General features: G+C 69.1%; 18 protein-coding genes, 1 tRNA gene and 1 pseudogene. 11 read left to right on the plus strand and 9 right to left on the minus strand.

Going from position 1 to position 20593, the window contains the following annotated elements:
• Together G6045_RS22000 and G6045_RS22005 are read right to left on the minus strand one after the other, a co-directional pair.
• A pseudogene (locus tag G6045_RS22000) lies at window positions 1–998 on the minus strand (SUKH-4 family immunity protein); the annotation flags it as partial.
• A 7-nt stretch (window positions 999–1005) separates the two neighbouring features.
• Complete coding sequence (locus G6045_RS22005) at window positions 1006–2022, minus strand: SMI1/KNR4 family protein (RefSeq protein WP_165333765.1); 1017 nt, start codon at window positions 2020–2022, stop codon at window positions 1006–1008.
• A gap of 305 nt (window positions 2023–2327) precedes the next feature.
• Between G6045_RS22005 and G6045_RS22010 the strand changes: the two genes are divergently transcribed.
• Together G6045_RS22010 and G6045_RS22015 are read left to right on the plus strand one after the other, a co-directional pair.
• Complete coding sequence (locus tag G6045_RS22010) at window positions 2328–2861, plus strand: YwqJ-related putative deaminase (protein WP_165333766.1); 534 nt, start codon at window positions 2328–2330, stop codon at window positions 2859–2861.
• The gene (locus G6045_RS22015) at window positions 2858–3355 is read left to right on the plus strand and encodes an SUKH-3 domain-containing protein (RefSeq protein ID WP_165333767.1); all 498 of its coding nucleotides are present in this window, start codon (window positions 2858–2860) and stop codon (window positions 3353–3355) included. Before G6045_RS22010 ends, G6045_RS22015 begins: the two co-directional genes overlap by 4 nt.
• Before the next feature lie 194 nt (window positions 3356–3549).
• Here the strand turns inward: G6045_RS22015 and G6045_RS22020 are convergent, their stop codons facing one another.
• Window positions 3550–4932, minus strand: coding sequence for a sensor histidine kinase (locus G6045_RS22020; protein ID WP_165333768.1), 1383 nt, complete (start codon window positions 4930–4932; stop codon window positions 3550–3552).
• Window positions 4933–5098: 166 nt separating this feature from the next.
• Here G6045_RS22020 and G6045_RS22025 point away from each other — a divergent pair, with 166 nt between their 5' ends.
• The 6 genes from G6045_RS22025 (at window position 5099) to pth (ending at window position 10216) form a co-directional block, all read left to right on the plus strand.
• Complete coding sequence (locus tag G6045_RS22025; protein WP_165333769.1) at window positions 5099–5965, plus strand: hypothetical protein; 867 nt, start codon at window positions 5099–5101, stop codon at window positions 5963–5965.
• Window positions 5966–5973: 8 nt separating this feature from the next.
• Window positions 5974–6045, plus strand: a tRNA-Gln gene (locus G6045_RS22030).
• A gap of 118 nt (window positions 6046–6163) precedes the next feature.
• Complete coding sequence (glmU, locus tag G6045_RS22035; RefSeq protein ID WP_165333770.1) at window positions 6164–7612, plus strand: bifunctional UDP-N-acetylglucosamine diphosphorylase/glucosamine-1-phosphate N-acetyltransferase GlmU; 1449 nt, start codon at window positions 6164–6166, stop codon at window positions 7610–7612.
• A gap of 120 nt (window positions 7613–7732) precedes the next feature.
• Window positions 7733–8707 carry a ribose-phosphate diphosphokinase gene (locus G6045_RS22040; RefSeq protein WP_165333771.1) on the plus strand — a complete coding sequence of 325 codons (975 nt, stop codon included), beginning with the start codon at window positions 7733–7735 and terminating at the stop codon, window positions 8705–8707.
• 217 nt (window positions 8708–8924) lie between these two features.
• Entirely contained in the window at window positions 8925–9518 is a 594-nt protein-coding gene (locus tag G6045_RS22045) for a 50S ribosomal protein L25/general stress protein Ctc (protein ID WP_165333772.1), read from the plus strand.
• Window positions 9519–9619: 101 nt separating this feature from the next.
• Entirely contained in the window at window positions 9620–10216 is a 597-nt protein-coding gene (gene pth, locus G6045_RS22050; RefSeq protein ID WP_165333773.1) for an aminoacyl-tRNA hydrolase, read from the plus strand.
• A 23-nt stretch (window positions 10217–10239) separates the two neighbouring features.
• Here pth and G6045_RS22055 read toward each other — a convergent pair whose 3' ends face one another.
• Together G6045_RS22055 and ppc are read right to left on the minus strand one after the other, a co-directional pair.
• Window positions 10240–10722 (minus strand): hypothetical protein, encoded by a 483-nt coding sequence (locus tag G6045_RS22055; RefSeq protein WP_235968167.1) that lies wholly within the window; start codon window positions 10720–10722, stop codon window positions 10240–10242.
• 113 nt (window positions 10723–10835) lie between these two features.
• Window positions 10836–13589: a phosphoenolpyruvate carboxylase gene (gene ppc, locus G6045_RS22060; protein ID WP_408056352.1), complete on the minus strand. Its 2754-nt coding sequence runs from the start codon at window positions 13587–13589 to the stop codon at window positions 10836–10838.
• A gap of 234 nt (window positions 13590–13823) precedes the next feature.
• Here ppc and G6045_RS22065 point away from each other — a divergent pair, with 234 nt between their 5' ends.
• Together G6045_RS22065 and G6045_RS22070 are read left to right on the plus strand one after the other, a co-directional pair.
• Window positions 13824–14810 carry an acyl-CoA desaturase gene (locus G6045_RS22065; protein WP_165333774.1) on the plus strand — a complete coding sequence of 329 codons (987 nt, stop codon included), beginning with the start codon at window positions 13824–13826 and terminating at the stop codon, window positions 14808–14810.
• Complete coding sequence (locus G6045_RS22070; protein WP_408056353.1) at window positions 14810–15487, plus strand: TetR/AcrR family transcriptional regulator; 678 nt, start codon at window positions 14810–14812, stop codon at window positions 15485–15487. Before G6045_RS22065 ends, G6045_RS22070 begins: the two co-directional genes overlap by 1 nt.
• A gap of 94 nt (window positions 15488–15581) precedes the next feature.
• Here the strand turns inward: G6045_RS22070 and G6045_RS22075 are convergent, their stop codons facing one another.
• Window positions 15582–16406 (minus strand): trans-aconitate 2-methyltransferase, encoded by an 825-nt coding sequence (locus G6045_RS22075; protein ID WP_165333776.1) that lies wholly within the window; start codon window positions 16404–16406, stop codon window positions 15582–15584.
• A 131-nt stretch (window positions 16407–16537) separates the two neighbouring features.
• Between G6045_RS22075 and G6045_RS22080 the strand changes: the two genes are divergently transcribed.
• Entirely contained in the window at window positions 16538–17035 is a 498-nt protein-coding gene (locus tag G6045_RS22080; RefSeq protein WP_165333777.1) for a MarR family winged helix-turn-helix transcriptional regulator, read from the plus strand.
• On the opposite strand, the gene G6045_RS22085 is transcribed toward G6045_RS22080, so the two are convergent.
• From G6045_RS22085 to G6045_RS22095, 3 genes are all read right to left on the minus strand, one after another.
• Window positions 16994–17764 (minus strand): LuxR C-terminal-related transcriptional regulator, encoded by a 771-nt coding sequence (locus G6045_RS22085; RefSeq protein WP_165333778.1) that lies wholly within the window; start codon window positions 17762–17764, stop codon window positions 16994–16996. The genes G6045_RS22080 and G6045_RS22085 overlap by 42 nt on opposite strands.
• 451 nt (window positions 17765–18215) lie before the next feature.
• On the minus strand, window positions 18216–20138 hold the full coding sequence (locus G6045_RS22090; protein WP_165333779.1) for a CASTOR/POLLUX-related putative ion channel: 1923 nt from the start codon (window positions 20136–20138) through the stop codon (window positions 18216–18218).
• A 172-nt stretch (window positions 20139–20310) separates the two neighbouring features.
• Window positions 20311–20592: a hypothetical protein gene (locus G6045_RS22095; RefSeq protein WP_165333780.1), complete on the minus strand. Its 282-nt coding sequence runs from the start codon at window positions 20590–20592 to the stop codon at window positions 20311–20313.
• Window position 20593 lies beyond the last annotated feature (1 nt).

A 20593-nucleotide genomic window follows, 5' to 3' on the forward strand; every position in this document is an offset into this window, starting at 1 on the left:
GGCGCGGGCGCCGGCGGCGGCGTGCCCGGGCCGGGGGCGGTGGAGGCGGGCGGCGGCGTGGCCTGACCCGGCTGCTGGGGCTGCTGCTGCGGGTAGCCGTACGACGGATCCGGTCCGCCTATGGCCGGCGAGACGGCGGTCGGCGGCAGCTGGCTGCCGCCCGACATCAGCGCGGTCTTGGCCTCGGGCGCGGCCGCGGACGGCGGGGTCTCGGAGTCGTCGTCCGAACCCGACAGCGGCGGGGCGAACATCGTCGCGGGCTGGTCGGCACCGTTGGTGTCGGTACCGGCCCACGGCGTCGCGCTCTCGGGCGCGGCGGGCGCCGCACCTCCCGCGCTCGGCCAGGCCGTGCCACCGGCCGGAGCACCCGAACTGCCGCTCTGCGCACGGTCGTCGGCGGAGGCGGCAGCCGGCGCGGGGGCGGGCGCAGGAGCCGGAGCGGGCGTCGGGGCGGGCGCGGGAATCGGCGACGGCGCCGCAGGGGCGGCCCCGATCCCCGGCCCCGTACCGCCGGAAGAACCGGAAGACCCGGAGGAGTCCGAAGAGACGGACGAAGCAGAAGAAGCCGAGGACGCGGACGCCCCTGGACCCGCACCCGCACCCGCGTCCCGCCGGTCCGGAATCCCCATCCGGTCCGCCGCCTCCTGCAACCACTCCGGCGGAGTCAGCAGGAAGGAGGTCTGATTGAGGTCGACCCGCTCGGGCTTCGCGGGTTCGGCGGCAGCCGCCCCCGCGTCGACGGCGCCGTACTCCTCCTCGTACCGCCGGATCACCTCACCCACCGGCAGCGAAGGCCACAGCGTCGCCTCGCCGCTGTCGCGGGCGATGACGAGCCGCTGCCGGCCGCCGTCGAGCCGCGGACCGTCCTCACGGTCCTCCGCCCACACGACGAAACCGAGGTCGAACTCCCGCACCCGCACCTCACGATGCTGGTACGCGGGCACATCGCCGTTGATCCACTCTTCCGCGCGCTCCTGCGCCTGCGCGAAGGTCACCATCGGAAGGTCACTCCCCCACCGGGACGGCGCGCGCGAAGCCGCCGTCCACCATCAGGTTGGCCACGGTCTCCAGCTCGGGCGGATTACCCGCGAGCCGCGCCAGAAATGCGTCGAAGTCCTCACCGCACGGCAGCAGCAGCCGCTGTACGCGTTCGGCGACCGACCAGGAGGCCGTCTCGCCGCTGTCCCGTGCGTCGTCGTACGCGCAGAACCAGACCGAACCGGCCCGCTCACCCTTCACCTTCACCGCGAGGATGCCGCCCTGCACGAACGCCACCCCCAGGTAGTCCTTGGTGAGGTGGTCGCGCAGACACTTGTTGATGTAGACGAGGTCATTGACCGCCGCCTCGTCGCGGACCGTGAAGAACGGCTGGTCGATCAGCAGCCCCAACTCGGCATCCAGCGCGGCACCCACGGGCGCGCAACCGCCGGCCGCCTTCAGGAACGCGCGATACGCGCCCGGCAGCCGATACCCCAAGTCCTCTTCTACGCCAAGGAGTTGCTGCTCCGTCACCGCCACCGACGCCTTCGGCAGACCGAAGTGCGAGGGCCGGGTCTCCTGCAACGGACGCGTACCGCGCTTGTTCTGGTCGACATCCGCCGTGGCCAGACCGCCGTGGTGGCGAAGGAGCGCCTTGACCTCGACGGGGACCAGTTCGAGCCGGCGCGTGCCCGGCACGTGGTGCCAGGTCCAGCCGTGCGGGGTCGCCACCGCCGGGATCGTGTCCCACAGGTCATGCCCCTGCGCGGCCATCGCCGCGTTCGCCGACACGTAATCCGTCAGGCGCAGCTCGTCGACCCCGAAGCCCTCCGGGGGCTCCGCGATCTCGGCCGCCGCGCGGGCGTAGGCGGAGAAGTCCGGGAAGCCGCGGTCATCCATGCGCACCCCATGGGGATGCCGGCCCGCACGCACCGGGTCCGGGAAGTGCACGGTCTGACCGGCGTAGGCCGCGTTCGGCGGCGCGGCCTGCGCCCAGCCTGAAGCACTGGGCGGCGCGCCCTCCCCGAGCCGACCTGTCGTCATGGCGGTTGCCCCCTGCGGCACTGTTCGTACGGCCCATACGTATGGCTTGTCGCGCCCCAGCCTATGCGCTGGCGCAACACCGGTCACCGGGCCTCCGGCACCATGACCAGCTGTCACACAGCCGTGACAGTGAGGCGAAACCGTGTGCGTAACGGAACGGACAATTACCCCGGCGCGGAAGGGACATTTGATCCCGCCTTCCGCATCACCCGCCCCATTTGGCAGGCTGTCACCGCACTCGGGGGAGTGCACGCACAACACGGGGGAGCGGCCACCGCCGCGGCACGGGGAGGGATGCATCACCAATGCACACCGCACAAACATCATCGACACCAGCCAAACCAGGCGATCCACGCCTGACATGGTCGACCGAGGACGAACAGTCCCCGCCGGTCCTGAGCCACCGCCGCGACGGCATCCTTCCCACCGTCGCCGCCGCACTCTCCGTACGCGGTGAAACCCTCACCGCCACCGCGGGCCGCGGCGACACCCCGCCCCCGCTGCACCCGCTCGTCCAGGACTTCCTCGACACCCTCACCAGCGGCCAGCGCGAGAGATTCACCGGCCGATGTCCGGAAGTCACCCTGATCTCACGGCACTTGACCGCACACGAGACGACACGCTCCAAACGCGCCCAGCGCAAACCCCTCACCGGCGGCGAGGCCCGCAAAGCCCTCAAGCACGCCAAGCTGACCACCCGCCGCATCCGCGAGGACGGCGACCCGCTGCACGGCAGCTTCGCCCCGCCCTGCCGCTCCTGCACCGCCCTCATCGCCCACTTCGGCGTACGCATCGTCGAACCGGAGCCGACCGACACCGCCACGGGGAACGCACGTTGACGTCAGCCGACCGCACATCCACGACCCGCTTCCCCATCACGGTCGACGCAGTCCTGCGCGAAGCCGGCTGGCAGCCCGGACGCTGGGACATCAAGCGCGCCGAGTACTGGGCCGACGCACTGCGCTCGCACGTGTCACCCGCCGGACACCGGCACACGGTCTTCCCCGCCGCGGTCGAGGCCTGGGCCGAATTCGGCGGACTCCACCTCACGCCGAGCGGCCCCGGCCGCCAGATCGCCCCCGCCACCGTGCACTTCGACCCGCTGCACGGCCTGCACATGGCCCGCACCCTCGGCGACCTCGGACGCGCGCTCGACACGGAGGTCTGCCCGCTCGGCGTCGACTCGGCAGGGCAGGGACTGCTCGCCGTCGACGCCACCGGCCGCGCCTACAGCCTCGACCACTCCGGCGACTGGTACCTCGGCCCCGACGTCGACACCGCCCTCACCGCACTGCTGTCGGGGGCGGTGCCGGTGCGGCTTACGTCTGGGTGAGTGGCTCAGCCACTGGGCCAGGCTGGTGGGCTGGCGGTCGGGTGGCTCAGCCAGTGGGCCAGGCTGGTGGTCGGGTGGCTCAGCCACTGAGCCAGGCCGACGGGCCGGTGGTCGAGTGGCTCAGCCACTCAGCCAAGCTCACGGTCCAGCGGTCCGGTGGCTCAGCCACTCAGCCAGGCCGGTGGTCGAGTGGCTCAGCCACCCCCCGCCGACACCGTCGGAATCACCGCCGAGACCCGGAACCCCCCACTGTCCGTCGGCCCCGCCACGAACACTCCCCCGAGCGCGGTCACCCGCTCCCGCATCCCCACCAGACCGTTCCCGCCACTCGGCAGCCGGGCCCCGTCATCCGCGCCATCCGGCGACGGCCCGTTCTCCACCTGCATCGCCACCTCACCCGGCCGATGCGCAAGCCGCACCCGTGCCTTCGCCCCCGGCGCATGCTTGTGGACGTTCGTCAGACCCTCCTGGATCACCCGGAACGCCGTCTGCTCCACCTCGCGATCACACGGAACGGCCTCCCCCTCCACCGAAAGATCCACCGCCATCCCCGCGGCCCGCGACTGCTCCACCAGCGCATCCACCTCGGCCAGACACGGCCCCTGCTCCACCTCCGCACGGAACGCCGCCGCGGCAGCAGCCGCACCCACCGCGGCGAGCGGCGCACGCGAAGCCGAAGCCGAAGTCTCGGACGCCTGCCCAGACGCGGACCCGTACGAACCCGCAGCCGCACCCGCACCCGAGGACGCCGACACCCCCTTCGGCTCATGAGACCGCAGCACCCCGAGCATCTCCCGCAACTCGGTCAACGCCTGCCGCCCCATGTCCCCGACGAGCGCCGCGTTCTTCACGGCCTTCTCCGGATCCTTCCGCGCCACCGCCTGCAAGGCCGCCGCATGCACCACCATCAACGACACCCGGTGCGCCACCACGTCATGCATCTCGCGCGCGATCCGCGTCCGCTCCTCATTGCGCGCCCACTCGGCCCGCTCCTCGGCCCGCTCCGCAAGGAGCTGAAGCTCCCGCTCCAGCGAATCCGCCCGCTCCGTCAGCGACTCCATCAACCGCCGCCGCGCACCCACGTACAACCCCATGCACACCGGCGGACCGGTCACGCCGAGCGACATCGTCACCGCCATGAACGGCACGAACCACCCGCCGAACTCCAACCGGTCCTGGTCCTGCGCCATCCGCGCCCAGAGCACGATCAACGTGCCGAGCAGCGACATCCCGGCGAGACAGCCGGTGATCCGGCGAGGAACGTCCGAGGCGGCGAGCGAATACAGCCCTATGACCGTCAGCAGAAAACCCATGCTCGCCGGCGACACCGCGATCGACACGAGCACCACAGCGATCGGCCACTGCCGCCGCAGCACCAGCACCGCCCCGACGATCAGCCCGACCAGCACCCCGACACCGACCGGCAAACCCCCGCGCCGGGCAAACGCAAACCCCTCCACCGCACACTCGGCCGCGGACAGCACCGCAAGCCCGATATCGAATACGGCACTCCGCCGCCGATCCCACCACCACAGCCCCCCGGCCGCCTCGTGGTGCGTCTCCCCCGTCGTGGTCATGCCTTCCAGCCTACGGGCGGGCCGGTCCGCTTTTCCGGTGAGTTTCCGGTACGGCGCACTAGGCGGCCGATTCGCGAACGCACGCCAAACGCCCCATTTTCCCTCGAACAACTGAACCGCTCAGGCTTTCGACCCGGACGTCCGCATTCCGGACCACGATCACCACATGACAGAAATCACGAGCAAGTACGCCGACTTCGAGGGGCTCCGGGAACAGGCCGTCGCACTGCGACGGGCCGGGCTCAGCCGACGCCAGATCCGCGACCACCTGCACGTCGACAACAACGATCTGCTCAACCGACTCCTCGAGGGCGAGCCGGCGCCGGAGTGGACGAAGCGCCCCAACGCCAAGGACGACCTGAGAGCCAAGGCCCGGGAGTTACGGCTCCAGGGCATGACGTACGACCAGATCCAGGTGGAGCTCGGGTGCTCGAAGAGTTCGATCTCGCTGTGGGTACGGGATCTGCCGAAGCCGGAGCGGACGCGCACCCGTGAGGAAGCCTCCGCCATCGCTAGGCGGGGCTGGGAGGCCACGCTGGCGAGACGTGAGGAGGAGCGGCGGGCGACAAAGCGCGTCTCCGCCGGGGAGATCGGCGCGCTCAGCGAACGAGATCTGCTTCTCGTCGGAGCTGCCCTGTACTGGGCGGAAGGAGCCAAGGACAAGTCGTATTCGCGTCGCGAGAAGGTGCTGTTCGTCAACAGCGATCCGGGAGTTATCAAGGTCTATCTCGCTTGGCTGAAGCTGCTCGGCGTGGCACCCGAGAACCTCAGATACCGCGTCATGATTCACCTGACAGCCGACGTGGAAGGCGCCGAGCGGTACTGGGCAGACCAGGTGGGCGTCAGCGTGGACGAGTTCCAGAAGACCACCATCAAGAAGCACAACCCGAAAACGATCCGTAAGAACGTCGGCGAGAACTACCGGGGATGCCTGGTGGTCGGGGTACTGAAGAGCGCCGAGCTCTACCGTCGCGTCGAAGGCTGGTGGAACGGAATCGTGCTTGGCAGCGATGGCGACTCCGGTATCCTCTGATCCAGCAATCCGCCATGGTGTAAGCGGCAGCACAGGGTCTTTTGGTGGCCTTTGTCCGGGTTCGAGTCCTGGTGGCGGAGCAACGCTCGGGACGGGTCCTGACCAAGTGGTCAGGACCCGTCCGCGTTTCCCCCCAAGGACCCCCCGGTATCCTGCGGATGTCCCCCCGCACAACATCCGAAGCCGAAGGGCACCCCCGTGAGCGCCAACAGCCCGGCAGCCGTCGTCGTCCTTGCAGCGGGTGAGGGCACCCGTATGAAGTCGCGCACCCCGAAGGTGCTGCACGAGATCTGTGGCCGGACCCTCGTCGGGCACGTGGTCACCGCAGCTCGCGAGCTCTCCCCCCAGGAGCTCGTCGTGGTCGTCGGGCACGGGCGTGAGCAGGTCGCCGCGCATCTTGCCGAGATCGACCCGGCCGCGCGTACCGCGGTGCAGGAGCAGCAGAACGGGACCGGGCATGCGGTCCGTATGGGTCTGGAGCCGCTGGGTGGTGCGGTGGACGGCACTGTGATCGTGGTGTGTGGGGATACCCCGCTTCTGACGGGCGCGACGCTGAAGAAGCTCGCCGAGACCCATGTAGCCGACGGGAACGCGGTCACCGTGCTGACGGCGGAGATGCCGGATGCGACGGGTTACGGCCGGATCGTGCGTGACGGGGTGTCGGGTGCGGTGACGGCGATCGTGGAGCACAAGGACGCGAGTGAGTCGCAGCGGGCGATCCGGGAGATCAACTCGGGGGTGTTCGCGTTCGATGGCCGGCTGCTTGCGGATGCGCTGGGGAAGGTGCGTACGGACAACAGTCAGGGTGAGGAGTATCTGACGGATGTCCTGGGGATTCTGCGGGAGGCCGGGCACCGGGTCGGGGCGAGTGTCGCCGGCGACCATCGTGAGATTTCCGGGATCAACAATCGTGTGCAGTTGTCCGAGGCGCGTCGGATTCTCAACGACCGGCTGCTGACCGAGGCGATGCTGGCGGGTGTGACGGTGGTGGATCCGGCGTCGACGTTCGTGGATGCGACGGTGACGTTCGAGCCGGATGCGCTGGTGCATCCGGGTACGCAGTTGCTTGGCCGTACGCATGTGGCGGCGGGTGCGGAGGTCGGGCCCAACTGCCGTCTGACGGACACGAAGGTCGGCGCGGATGCCCGGGTGGACAACGCGGTGGCGTACAGCTCGGAGATCGGTGAGGGCGCGAGTGTGGGCCCGTTCGCCTATCTGCGGCCGGGTACGAGGCTGGGTGTGAAGGCCAAGATCGGCACGTATGTCGAGACGAAGAACGCGACGATCGGTGAGGGTACGAAGGTGCCGCATCTGTCGTATGTGGGTGATGCGACGATCGGTGACTACACGAACATCGGTGCGGCGAGTGTCTTCGTGAACTATGACGGTGAGGCGAAGCACCACACGACCGTGGGATCGCATTGCAAGACGGGTTCCGACAACATGTTTGTGGCTCCTGTCACGGTCGGGGATGGTGCGTACACCGCTGCGGGTTCGGTGATCACGAAGGATGTGCCGGCTGGTTCGCTGGCTGTCGCCCGTGGTCAGCAGCGGAATATCGAGGGCTGGGTGGCCCGTAAGCGTCCGGGCAGTGCTGCCGCGAAGGCCGCGGAGGCGGCGTCCGGGAAGTCCGACGGTGAGAGCTGACGGAAAACAGGTGCGTCTGAGGCGGCGTACCGTGATAGACGCACGCATTTTGTCGGCTTGCTCGTACGCGGGTTTCGCGGGTACCGGGCGGCGATCGAACACCTCTGAGGAGACTGTGCTGTGAGCGGGTTCAAGACGACCGGCGAGAAGAAGTTGATGCTCTTCTCCGGCCGCGCCCACCCTGAGCTGGCGGAGGAGGTCGCCCATCACCTGGGGGTCGGTTTGGTCCCGACCAAGGCCTTCGACTTCGCGAATGGTGAGATCTATGTCCGTTACGAGGAGTCGGCTCGTGGTGCGGACTGCTTCCTGATCCAGAGCCACACGGCTCCGATCAATAAGTGGATCATGGAGCAGTTGATCATGATCGACGCGCTGAAGCGCGCGTCGGCCCGTTCGATCACGGTGGTCGTGCCGTTCTACGGCTATGCCCGTCAGGACAAGAAGCACCGTGGCCGTGAGCCGATTTCGGCCAAGCTGGTCGCGGATCTGATGAAGACGGCGGGCGCCGACCGTATTGTCACGGTCGATCTGCACACCGACCAGATCGTGGGCTTCTTCGACGGCCCGGTGGACCACCTGTTCGCGCTGCCGCTGCTCGCGGATTACGTGGGGCACAAGGTGGACCGCTCGAAGCTGACCGTGGTCTCCCCGGACGCGGGCCGTGTGCGCGTCGCCGACCGCTGGTGCGACCGTCTCGGTGCGCCGCTGGCGATCGTGCACAAGCGCCGTGACAAGGACGTCGCGAACCAGGTCACCGTGCACGAGGTGGTCGGTGATGTCGAGGGCCGTATCTGCATCCTGGTCGACGACATGATCGACACGGGTGGCACGATCTGTGCCGCCGCCGATGCCCTGTTCGCGCATGGTGCGGAGGACGTCATCGTGACGGCCACGCATGGCGTGCTGTCGGGTCCGGCCGCGGACCGGCTGAAGAATTCCAAGGTCAGCGAGTTCGTCTTCACGAACACCCTGCCGACGCCGAGCGAGCTGGAGCTCGACAAGATCACGGTCCTGTCGATCGCTCCGACCATCGCGGACGCGGTGAAGGAAATCTTCGAGGATGGTTCTGTGACCAGCCTCTTCGAGGAGCAGTAAGCATCCTCACAGCCCTTCGGGCTTGATCGTTTTGGGTTGCGGCCTCCCTGCCGAGTAGACTGTCGAAGTTGCTCGGCGAGGGAGGCCGTACTCATTTCCGGATACGGAGTGGGTGCAGGCGGTCCGTTATCGACGCGCTCTTCGTAGCAGGCCTTCGTGGCCAGTCGTTGTGGCCGGGTGACCGCCACAACTTTTTTCTTTTCTACGAGGAGTGCGCATGTCCGAGGTAAAGCTCGCCACTGAGATCCGTTCCGAGTTCGGCAAGGGCGCCGCCCGCCGTATCCGCCGTGAGAACAAGGTTCCCGGTGTCCTCTACGGTCACGGCACCGACCCGGTCCACCTGACCCTCCCGGGCCACGAGCTCTCGCTCGCCGTCCGTACCCCGAACGTGCTGCTCGCGCTCGAGATCGACGGCAAGACCGAGCTGGCCATCCCGAAGTCGGTCACCCGTGACCCGCTGAAGGGCTTCCTCGAGCACATCGACCTGCTCCTGGTGAAGCGCGGCGAGAAGGTCACCGTCGAGGTCTACGTGAACACCGAGGGCGAGCTGGCCCCGGGCGCGTTCCTGCTCGAGCACGTCCTGAACACCCTGTCCGTCGAGGCCGAGGCCACCCACATCCCCGAGTCCGTCACGGTCTCGATCGCGGGTCTGACCGCCGGTGACTCGATCCTCGCCAAGGACATCCCGCTGCCCTCCGGCACGACCCTGGACACCGACGCCGACGCCGTCGTGCTGCAGGTCCTGTCCGCGCAGGCCGAGGAGCCGGCCGCCGAGGGTGCCGAGGGCGACGAGGCCTCCGCGGAGGCCTGAGCAGTAACCTCTGCTTGACTTGACGGGGTGGTGGACCGGTTCCGGTCCACCACCCCGTTTTCGTATGCCGCCCGCTTCTTGTACGAGGGAGAGCACTCCGCATGACGACCGACGCCAACGCGCCCTGGCTGATCGTGGGCCTGGGCAACCCGGGCCCCGGCTATGCGGCCAACCGTCACAACGTGGGCTTCATGGTCGCGGACCTGCTGGCTTCGCGGATGGGTGGCGCGTTCAAGCGGCACGGGAAGGCGCAGGCGCAGGTCCTCGAGGGGCGGATCGGTCCGATGGGGCCAGGGTCGCGCCGGGTCGTGCTCGCGAAGCCGATGTCGTACATGAATCTGTCCGGTGGTCCGGTGACGGCGCTGCGGGACTTCTACAAGATCCCGACGGCGAACATCGTCGCGATCCATGACGAGCTGGACATCGACTACGGCACGTTCCGGCTGAAGCTGGGCGGCGGGGACAACGGGCACAACGGACTGAAGTCGATGACGAAGGCGATGGGTCCGGACTATCACCGGGTGCGTTTCGGGATCGGGCGGCCACCGGGCCGTATGCAGGTCGCGGATTTCGTCCTGAAGGATTTCTCGGCCACGGAGCGCAAGGAGCTGGACTACCTCGTGGACCGGGGCGCGGATGCGGTGGAGGCCCTGGTGACGGAGGGGTTGGAGCGGGCGCAGAGCTCGTACAACTCGTAGCCCGTAGCCGCTGTACCAGCCTGCTAGACGAGCAGGAACGCCCCGAACAGCAGCAGCGCCCCCGCCGCCGCGGTCCCCCACGCCACCCGTGCGAGCCGCAGTCCGCCGCCGACGACCACGGCGGCCATGAGCAGCGCGCCGCCGAGCGGTACCCACGCGTCGAAGAACCCGGCGCCGCCGCCGCGTACGGCCTGGGTGGTGTTGGGTTTGAGGACGACGGGGAGTGTGGCGCCCTTCTTGGTGCCGATGGACTCCTCGATGGTGATCTTCGTGTGGGGCTGTGCGCCCGGTGAGAGCGGCTTGAAGCTGCCTTCGCAGCGGTTGTCGTCGCAGCGGGAGATCGTCATCTCGCCGCGTTCGCGGCCTTTGGTGAAGAGCACGTGCTGGGCCGTGGACCAGGAGGTCCAGACGCCGACGACGACGAGCAGCACCGCCAGCGCGGCCATCGCGGTGGTGCGGGCGGCGCTCAGGGCCGCCTGGGTGCGGGCGGAGGCTGCGGGGGGCATGGCGGCGATCCTTGGCCATGGCACCACGGCCGGTCAACTCTCGCTCCGCAAGCCGGACATAACGGTGCCCCGCACCACCACAGGCGGTACGGGGCACCTCAAAAGGGGACGGATCAGCCGGTGTTGCGCAGACCCGCCGCCACACCGTTGACCGTCAGGAGCAGGGCCCGGCTGAGCAGCGCGTCCGGTTCCTCGCCCGCGGCCGCCGCGTCACGCTGCCGCTTGAGCAGGGTGACCTGGAGGTACGAGATCGGGTCGAGGTAGGCGTCGCGGATCGCGAAGGTCTGCTGGAGCACCGGGTGGCTGTCGAGGAGTTCCTCGCCGCCGGTGATGCGCAGGACTTCGGAGACCGTCAGGTCGTGCTCGGCCTTGATGGTCTCGAAGACGTGCTTGAGCTCGTCCGGCACGAGGGTGTCCACGTAGTGCTGGGCGATGCGCAGGTCGGTCTTCGCGAGCGTCATCTCCACGTTGGAGAGGAAGTTGCGGAAGAAGTGCCAGTGCTCGTGCATCTCTTCCAGGACGGTCTCCAGGCCGGCTTCGCGCAGCGCCTTGAGGCCGGAGCCGACGCCGAACCAGCCGGGCACGATCTGCCGTGACTGGGTCCAGCCGAACACCCACGGGATGGCCCGCAGACCGTCCAGGGAGACGCCCGAGCCGGGGCGGCGGGAGGGCCGCGAGCCGAGGTGCAGGTCGGCGAGCTGGTCGACGGGGGTCGAGGCCAGGAAGTACGTCGGCAGGTCCGGGTCCTCGACCAGCTTGCGGTACGCGGAGTGCGCGGCCTCGGAGACCGTGTCCATCGCGGCGTCCCAGCGGGCGAGCGCCTCGTCGGACTGGCGCGGCGCGGTGTGCAGGGCGGAGGCCTGCAGCGTGGCGGCGACGGTCAGTTCGAGGTTCTCGCGGGCGAGGGACGGCACGAGGTACTTGTCGGAGATGACCTCGCCCTGCTCGGTCACCTTGATCTCGCCTTCGAGCGTGCCCCACGGCTGCGCGAGGATCGCGTCGTGCGAGGGGCCGCCGCCGCGGCCGACGGTGCCGCCGCGGCCGTGGAAGAGACGGAGCCGCACGCCGTAGCGGTGCGCGACGTCGCGCAGACGGCGCTGGGCGCGGTGGATCTCCCACTGCGAGGTGGTGATGCCGCCGAACTTGGAGGAGTCCGAGTACCCGAGCATGACCTCCTGCACATCGCCGCGCAGCGAGACGAGCCGGCGGTACGAGGGGTCGGCGAGCATCTCGTCGAGGATGACGTCGGCGGCGCGCAGCTCGTCGGTGGTCTCCAGGAGCGGCACGATGCCGATCTTCGCCCAGCCGGCGTGCAGGTCCACCAGGCCGGCCTCGCGTGCGAGGACGGCGGCGGCGAAGACGTCGTCGGCGCCCTGGCACATCGAGATGATGTACGACTCGACGACCTCGGGCCCGAAGACCTCCAGGGCCTTCTTGACCGTGTGGAAGACACCGAGGGTCTTCTCGCCGGCGGCGTCGAGCGGCGCGGGCGACGGGGCGAGCGGGCGCCGGGAGCGCAGCTCCTTGGCGAGCAGCTTCTGGCGGTACTCGCGCGGCATGTCCGCGTAGCGCCAGGACTCCTCGCCGAGCCGGTCGAAGAGCTGGCCGAGCGCGTGGTGGTGGGCGTCCGCGTGCTCGCGTACGTCCATGGTGGCGAGCTGAAGGCCGAAGGCGGCGAGGGTACGGATCGTACGGTCCATGCGGCCGTCGGCGAACAGGCCGCCGCGGTGGGCGCGCAACGAGGTCTGGATGAGGGTGAGGTCGTGAAGGAGCTCACCGGTGCCGAGGTAGTCGCGGCCCGGCTCGTGCGGGGTGCCCTTGGCGAGGCGCTCGCGGGTGTTGACCAGCTTCTGCCGTACGCAGGTGGCCTTGAGCCGGTACGGCTCCTCGGAGTTGAGGCGCTTGTAGCGGGGGCTGATCTCCGGCAGGCGCTCCAGGTCGGCCTGGAGGGAGGTGAGCAGCTCCTCCGTGGCGCCGGTGTAGCGGATGGAGTTGGAGAGCAGGCTGCGCAGGTGGTCGATCAGGTCGAGCGCGTCGGTGATGCCGTGCTCGTGCTGGAGGATCAGCACGTCCCAGGTGACGGCGGGCGTCACATTGGGGTTGCCGTCGCGGTCGCCGCCGATCCAGGTTCCAAAGGTGAGCGGACGGGTACCCGGCGGGAGTTCGACGCCGATGCGCTCCAGTTCGGCGGTGAGGTCCTCCAGGACGTCGCCGACGGCCCCGGAGTGCAGCTCGTCGAGGTAGTAGATCGCGTTGCGCGCCTCGTCCGCGGGTTCGGGCCGTACGACCCGGAGCTCGTCGGTCTGCCACACCAGGTCGATGTTCTCGGCCAGGCGCAGATCGAGCCGGCGGCGGTCGGCCGCGGACACGGAGGAGTCGAGCAGCTCGGCGATCCGGCGCAGCTTGGTCAGGACCGAGCGGCGGGCGGCCTCGGTGGGGTGCGCGGTGAACACGGGGCGCACGTTGAGGTGCTGGACGGTCTGGCGCAGATGCTCGGCATCGGCGTCCTTGAGCAGATCGGCGGTGCGCGCGAGCGTCGAACCCTCGGCATCGCGGCGGGTGCGCAGCTCCCGGCCGCGGTGCACCTGCTCGGTGACGTTCGCGAGGTGGAAGTACGTGGAGAAGGCGCGCACCAGCTTGGCCGCGGTTTCGAGCTCGGTCTCGCCGAGCAGCTGCGCGGCGGCTTCGCCGTCGCTGCGGGTCAGGGCCCGTACGCGTTCGACGAGCTCGAGGAGCTCGGTGCCCTCCTGGCGTACCAGGGTCTCGCCGAGCAGGTCGCCGAGGCGGCGGATATCGGCGCGCAGCTCCGCGCCGGCGTTCTGTTCGGCAGGGCTCACGCCGGCGGTCTGGTGGTCGGCACTGCTCACAGGTGCGGCTCCTTGCAGTGAGGGGAAGACTCATTGCGGACCACGCTGTCCGACGCCACCCAGGATATGCGCCTTGAACGGATGCCCATTCGAGACCGGGCCTCCACCGTCGGTTCTCTTGTCCTCGCAGGGGCCGCTGCCATACTTACGACGCCGTAGGTTACGGGCCCGTAGGTCCAGACATACGGGTCGATCACCTGCCAAACAGTCCCCCGACCCCACAGGGAAACGCCCATGACCACGAGCTCCGACCTGCTCGACGAATCCCCGAAGGACGCAGCGGGCGCCGCACCCCTGCCGTCGGCCACTCTCGGCGGTGAGCAGAAGCGCTCGCTCGAACAGATCACGTTGCTGCTCTTCATCACGGTCCCGTTTCTCGCGATCCTGGCCGCGGTTCCGCTCGCCTGGGGCTGGGGGGTGAGCTGGCTCGACCTCGGCCTGCTCGTCTTCATGTACTACCTGGGCTGCCACGGCGTGACCATCGGCTTCCACCGCTACTTCACGCACGGCTCCTTCAAGGCCAAGCGCCCGCTGCGGATCGCGCTCGCGATCGCCGGTTCGATGGCCGTCGAGGGCCCTCTCGTCCGCTGGGTCGCCGACCACCGCAAGCACCACAAGTTCTCCGACGCCGAGGGCGACCCCCACTCGCCGTGGCGGTTCGGGGAGACGGTGCCGGCCCTGATGAAGGGGCTGTGGTGGGCGCACATCGGCTGGATGTTCGACGAGGAGCAGACGCCCCAGGACAAGTACGCCCCGGATCTGATCAAGGACCCGGCGATCCGCAGCATCTCCCGCAACTTCATCTTCTGGACGATGCTGTCCCTGGCGATCCCGCCGATCGTGGGCGGTCTGGTCACGATGTCCTGGTGGGGCGCGTTCACCGCGTTCTTCTGGGGTTCTCTCGTACGGGTCGCCCTCCTTCACCACGTGACCTGGTCGATCAACTCGATCTGCCACGCGGTCGGCAAGCGCCCGTTCAAGTCCCGTGACCGCTCGGGCAACGTGTGGTGGCTGGCCGTGCTGTCCTGCGGCGAGTCGTGGCACAACCTGCACCACGCCGACCCGACGTCCGCCCGGCACGGTGTGATGCGCGGGCAGCTGGACTCCTCCGCGCGGATCATCCGCTGGTGCGAACAGCTGGGCTGGGCGTATGACGTGCGCTGGCCGTCCGAGGAGCGCATCGCGTCCCGCCGTAAGGCACCCGTGGCCGACGCGGCATGATGGGTGCCGTGGGCGACGAATCGAGCACTTCAGACAGCGGCAGCGAAAAGCCCCGGCGGACGCGCAGGACGCGGATGACCGGGGCGGAGCGCCGGCAGCAGCTCCTGGACATCGGGAGGACGCTGTTCGCCGAGAAGGGCTTCGAGGGGACGTCCGTCGAGGAGATCGCCGCGAAGGCGGGGGTCTCCAAGCCCGTCGTGTACGAGCACTTCGGCGGTAAAGAGGGTCTGTACGCGGTGGTCGTGGACCGCGAGATGCAGCGTCTGCTCGACATGGTGACCAGCTCGCTCACGGCGGGCCATCCGCGTGAGCTGTGCGAGCAGGCGGCGTTCGCGCTCCTCGACTACATCGAGGAGTACACGGACGGCTTCCGCGTTCTGGTCCGTGACTCCCCCGTCACGCAGTCCACGGGCACGTTCGCCTCGCTCATCTCGGACATCGCCACGCGGGTCGAGCACATCCTCGCCAAGGAGTTCAAGGCCCGCGGCTTCGACCCCAAGCTCGCACCCCTGTACGCGCAGGCGCTTGTCGGCTCGGTCGCGCTGACCGGGCAGTGGTGGCTGACCACCCGTAAGCCGAAGAAGGCCGATGTGGCGGCGCATCTGGTGAACCTGGCCTGGCACGGTCTGGGCAATCTGGAGGCGAAGCCGCGGTTGATAGGGCATCGCAAAGCTTGAGGTGTGAGCTGGGAGAGAAGGGCCGGGGTGCGTGCACCCCGGCCCTTCTCGTTCACGTCACCGGCTCCGGGAACTCCCGGCGGTTGCCGCCGGCTCACCCCTTCGGTTTGCGGGCCACCGCGAAGATGCGGCGGAAGGGGAAGACCGTGCCGTGCGGGCCCTGGGGGTAGGCCTTGCGGAGCAAGTCGCGGTATTCGGCGAGGAATTCGCGGGTGGCCTCCGGGTCGTCCGCGAGCGCCGTCAGGACCGGGCGCAGCGCCGTGCCCTTGACCCAGTCGAGGACCGGGTCGTCGCCGGTCAGGAGTTGGGAGTACGTGGTCTCCCAGACGTCCACCGCGCAGCCGAGGTCGGTCAGCCGGGTCAGGTACTCGGCCGGCTCGAGGACGTGCACGAAGCGCCGGCCGTGCTCACCGAGCCGTTCGCGCCACTGGGGCGCGTCGCAGAGTTCGCCGAGCAGGGCGTGGCTGGGCGAGGTGAAGTTGCCGGGGACCTGGAAGGCGAAGGTGCCGCCCGGGCGCAGATGGCCGATCCAGAGCGGGAACGACTCGGGGTGGTTGGGCACCCACTGCAGCGCGGCGTTGGAGACGATCAGGTCGTAGGCGCCGTCGGGCGTCCAGTGCGCGGCGTCGGCGGGCCGGAAGTCCAGCGTGCCTCCGCCGCCGGTCGTGCCCGCGTACTTCGCGGCCCGCTCCAGCATCTCCGGTGAGTTGTCGAAGCCGGTGATACGGGCCGCGGGCCAGCGTTCGGCGAGCAGCACCGTGACGTTCCCGGGGCCGCAGCCCAGATCGGCGATGCGTATCGGCAGACCGTCGGGATCCGGCAGTACGGGGATCCTTGCGAGCAGGTCGAGAAAGGGACGCGTCCTGTGGCCTGAGTGACGCAGGTATTGCTGGGGGTCCCAGGTTGGTGCGGAATGCATGTTCGAGCTCCCTGCCTGGTGCGGAAGGACGAAGCGGAGGTCGCTTGTTGGGCGACGATGCCCCAAGCGAACCCGAATTATCTCTTGACGTCAAGAGACTTCATGTCGAGGGACCCCTTACACTGATCGCCATGGAGGACGAGGTCGATCGGCTGGTCGCGGCTTGGCGCCGAGAGCGCCCTGACCTCGACGTGGAACCACTCGAGGTACTGAGCCGGGTGAGCAGGCTCGCGCGCCATCTCGACCGTGCGCGCCGTCTCGCTTTCTCCGAGCACCACCTCGAACCGTGGGAGTTCGATGTGCTCACCTCGCTGCGGCGTGCGGGCGCTCCGTATCAGCTCTCCCCCGGGCAGCTGCTCCAGCAGACGCTGGTGACGTCCGGCACGATGACCAACCGTATCGACCGGCTTGCCAAGAAAGGCCTGGTCGAGCGGCTGCCCGACCCCAGTGACCGCCGAGGCGTGCTGGTCCGCCTGACGCCCGAAGGGCGCGACCGCGCCGACCAGGCCCTCGCGGGCCTGCTCGACCAGGAGCGGGCCATCCTCGCGGAGCTGTCCCGCGGTCAGCGCGGCGAACTGGCGGCGCTGCTACGCCAGTTGACCGCCCCGTTCGACAACATCCCCGGCTAGGTCCACGGGTCCGACACCGGCCCGTCGCGCGAGCGCGACAGCGGCCAGGGTCGAGTGCACACCGAGCTTGCCCAGCACGTTCTGCATATGGGTCCGAACGGTGTGCGGTGAAAGGAAGAGGCGCTCGGCGACGGCTTTGCGCCCCAGGCCGGCCACCATGCACCGCAGCACCTCGCGCTCACGCGGTGTCAGTGATTCGACAAGGCGTTCGCTCTCGGTGCGGTGCTTGCGCGCGGCGGTCAACTCCCGCAGTACGCCGGTGAGAAGCGCGGGCGGCAAGTGGGTCTCGTCCCTCAGGACACCCCGTATCACCGTGAGAAGCCGCGACAGCGAGCAGTCCTTGGCCACCCAGCCCGACGCTCCGGCCTGCAGCGCGAGCGCGGCTCGGCGCGGGTCGTCCTTCTCGGCGAGCACCACGGTCCGTACGGCCGGCTGGCTCGAACGGATGCCCGTGACAAGGGAGATGCCGTCGACGAAACCGTCCGGACCCGGCTCGGCGCTGTCGTGCAGGGGCAGGCGTGCGCCGGGCACGGTGCTGCCGAGGTCGGCGTCCACGAGCAGTACGTCGAACCGGCGCCCCTCGGTCGTCGCCCGCTCCATGCTGCGCAGCGCGGCAGGGCCGCTGCCGGCCGCGGCCACGTCCACATCGGGCTCGGCGGCAAGGGCCGCGGCGAGCGATTCGGCGAAGATGCGATGGTCGTCGACCACCAGGACCCGGATTCGAACCACGTGAAACCCCCAGGCTCCATCTTCCGGGGAGATGGCGAGGCGGCTGTAGCCGCGGATCCCCGGACCCCCTCAGGGGCGTACGGCGCAGGTACGGCGTCCGGAGCGCACATCACCGTGGTCCACGGCCGCCGCCGTGTGGTGAGTGTTACCCCGCTCCTGGCGCCGTACCCGACTGTCTCGCCCCCTGATCGGCACCGGCCCCCACCGGTGCTGAGCATCAGAGTACGGGCGGGGGCGGGTGGCGGAAGGGTTATTGCAGAACTGGTCGTGCTGCGGGTTCCCGTGTCCGGTCTGCTGTTTACCGTGATGCGCCTGGTGCGATTTTTGTCGGAAGTCGACAAGGTGCGGGACGAAAGCCGCAGCCGCGTACCGGCGTGAGGGGACGGGGTGGGATGCATTGTCATTCGGGCGCCCCCGTCGGAGACGTCAACCCTTCACGGGAAGGGCCCCCTCAGGCCTGAGCCACCACGATCACGCTGTCCCCCGCCGCGAAGGACAGCCGCTGCTTCTTGTCCGGGTTGAGGCGGATGCCGAAGGACGGCGGGAGGGCGGCCTCGGACTGGCGGCGGTAGCCGATCGCGGAGTGGCCCTGGCGGCGGGCCGATTCCACCACCGTGTAGAAGTCGACGTCGTGCTGGAGCGCGACATAGTCACCGGCCGGCTTGAGATAGATCTCGCAGCCTTCCGCGGCGAAGAGATCGTCGAACACCCGGGCCAGATGACGGTTCTCCGACACCTGGGTCATCAGCAGACTGATCACCTTGTCGCTGACGATGAAGTCATCGCTCTCGCTGATGGGCGCCAGCGCCCGGTTCCGGTCGTCGGTCATCTCGGTGACCACCGGCAGCTCACGGCCCAGGGTGTTCTCCAGATCGCGCAGGTGAAGCAGCGTGACCAGCGTCTGGTTGTCGGCCTGGGCGCTGTCGATGTCGTCGTAGCCGAGCACGATCACATGGTCGTAGCCGCCGATGTCGAGTGACTTGAGCGTGCCGGGCCGGGTGATGTCACCCCTCTCGCAGGACGCGTCCAGATTCCGCAGCTGCTCGCGCACCGCCTCCACCGCGATCTTCGCCTCGTCCCCGCGGGCCACGACATGGAGCCGCGAACCGGCCGTCACATAGGTGTCGAGCTGCGTGATGATCGTGACCGCCCGCCGGTTCCAGCCGAGCACGAGGACCGATTCGGGCTGCTCCTCGCGCGGCCGCGGCGAGACGATCGCGGCCTCGTCGATCTCGTACGGGAAGTCCGAGACGACCACGGTGTTGTCGTCGCGCGACACCGCGATGATCCGGTCGCCCTCGGCGATGACGGTGTCCGGCGCCGGATTGAGCGCGATCGCCCCGTCGGCGCCGCGCAGGAGCCCGACGGGCGAGGAGGTGTCGTACGCCAGGAGCGCCTCGCCGTAGCTCCGGCCGACGAGCGTGGGCTCGGCGGACATGTAGAACTCGTCGCCCGCGTAGTTCAGGAGGTCGAGGTAGATCACGGAGAGACCGGGCTGGCGGCTGGTCTGCACGATCAGCCGCGCGGAGATGTCGTCGATGCTCGCGACACAGGCCTCCGCGCCGCCGGCCAGCCGGGTCGCCTCGAGATTGTGGCCGCAGCTCACGGCCGCGACGATGTGGTACGGCTGCTCGCGCCGCTGCGGGCTCTGGGTCACGGCGAGCAGGGTCTTGACGACCTCCGCGTCCCCGCCGTCCTCACAGGCGCAGGCCCGCGGCCCGGCCGGGCTCTCGGCGGCCGGGGTCAGCACGATGATCGAGCGTGCGTCGTGCGGGTTGACCAGGCCGATGTCGGTGGGGTCCATGGGGCTTCCGGTGCGGCAGATCACCTTGGTGGTGCCGGTGTCCGGCACCTTCGTATGGATCTCGTCCTCCATCTCCACCTTGTCCTTGTCGGCGAGGATCACCACCGCCGACCGGCGCAGATTGGAGTTGGCCTCCACCAGCTCGGAGACGATCGGGAAGACCTGGTCCGACCAGCCGAGGAGCACGGTGTGCTGCTTCTCCAGGACCAGCGAGCGGCCCTTGCGCAGATCCATGATCTTGCGGTTGACGCCCGAGGTGATCAGACCGACGAGGGTGCTGGCGAAGAACAGGGCCACCAGGGCGAGGATCACGGAGAACGCGACGAACGCGGGCGTGCCGACCGCACCGCCGAGATTGAAGGTCTCCGCGGTGTTCTGCCACACGGAGACGAGCTGGTTGCCGAGGGTCGTGGGGGTGTTCTTGTCCGCCCACACGAGCAGCACGCTCACCGGGATCACGATCACCAGGCAGATCGCCGAGAGCCAGCCGATCAGCGCCGGGGTGCCGCGGGACATGGTGTTGTCGAACCAGTACCGGAGCCTTGCTCTGTGCGAGGGGTTGCCGCTCATCAAGCATCACGCTCCCTGCCGTCGTCAGCCCTCCCGCCTGTCGGACAGTTCCGATCCTTGTCCGGATCCCGCACCCGCGCAGCTTCAGAGCCGCCGGTGAGCGGCGCCACCGCATACGGGGCCGGAGCCCGGGCGGGCTCCGGCCCCGTATGCGGTGCCATGGGTCGGGGTCCTACTCCTGTACGTCCCCGGGCGTGGGCGGCGCCGTGGGGCGCAGCTTCAGCCAGACGAGGAAGAACAGACCGAGGGCCAGCATCGCGAGCCCGGTCCACAGGTTGATGTGGACGCCTTCGGCCTTCTTCAGGTCGGCGTCGGACGGGCTGATGCCGGCGATCGTGACGATCACTCCGTACACCACGAACAGGCCGCCGATGATGCGCCGGATGTCGAAGAGCCGGGCGGCGGTCGCGGACTTGCTCTCCAGCTCGGAGACTTCGCGCTGCAGGTCGGACATG

Origin of the sequence: Streptomyces mesophilus (assembly GCF_011044995.1) — a bacterium.
Taxonomy (GTDB): domain Bacteria; phylum Actinomycetota; class Actinomycetes; order Streptomycetales; family Streptomycetaceae; genus Streptomyces; species Streptomyces mesophilus.

What these genes read in the sequence shown, in the direction of transcription:
- G6045_RS22005 (WP_165333765.1), bottom strand. Translation starts at nt 2,022, where the DNA reads ATGACGACAGGTCGGCTCGGGGAGGGCGCGCCGCCCAGTGCTTCAGGC.
- G6045_RS22080 (WP_165333777.1), top strand. Translation starts at nt 16,538, where the DNA reads ATGGAGGACGAGGTCGATCGGCTGGTCGCGGCTTGGCGCCGAGAGCGC.
- G6045_RS22055 (WP_235968167.1), bottom strand. Translation starts at nt 10,722, where the DNA reads ATGCCCCCCGCAGCCTCCGCCCGCACCCAGGCGGCCCTGAGCGCCGCC.
- G6045_RS22095 (WP_165333780.1), bottom strand. Translation starts at nt 20,592, where the DNA reads ATGTCCGACCTGCAGCGCGAAGTCTCCGAGCTGGAGAGCAAGTCCGCG.
- G6045_RS22065 (WP_165333774.1), top strand. Translation starts at nt 13,824, where the DNA reads ATGACCACGAGCTCCGACCTGCTCGACGAATCCCCGAAGGACGCAGCG.
- G6045_RS22070 (WP_408056353.1), top strand. Translation starts at nt 14,810, where the DNA reads ATGGGTGCCGTGGGCGACGAATCGAGCACTTCAGACAGCGGCAGCGAA.
- G6045_RS22020 (WP_165333768.1), bottom strand. Translation starts at nt 4,932, where the DNA reads ATGACCACGACGGGGGAGACGCACCACGAGGCGGCCGGGGGGCTGTGG.
- G6045_RS22090 (WP_165333779.1), bottom strand. Translation starts at nt 20,138, where the DNA reads ATGAGCGGCAACCCCTCGCACAGAGCAAGGCTCCGGTACTGGTTCGAC.
- G6045_RS22045 (WP_165333772.1), top strand. Translation starts at nt 8,925, where the DNA reads ATGTCCGAGGTAAAGCTCGCCACTGAGATCCGTTCCGAGTTCGGCAAG.
- G6045_RS22025 (WP_165333769.1), top strand. Translation starts at nt 5,099, where the DNA reads ATGACAGAAATCACGAGCAAGTACGCCGACTTCGAGGGGCTCCGGGAA.
- pth (WP_165333773.1), top strand. Translation starts at nt 9,620, where the DNA reads ATGACGACCGACGCCAACGCGCCCTGGCTGATCGTGGGCCTGGGCAAC.
- G6045_RS22010 (WP_165333766.1), top strand. Translation starts at nt 2,328, where the DNA reads ATGCACACCGCACAAACATCATCGACACCAGCCAAACCAGGCGATCCA.
- G6045_RS22075 (WP_165333776.1), bottom strand. Translation starts at nt 16,406, where the DNA reads ATGCATTCCGCACCAACCTGGGACCCCCAGCAATACCTGCGTCACTCA.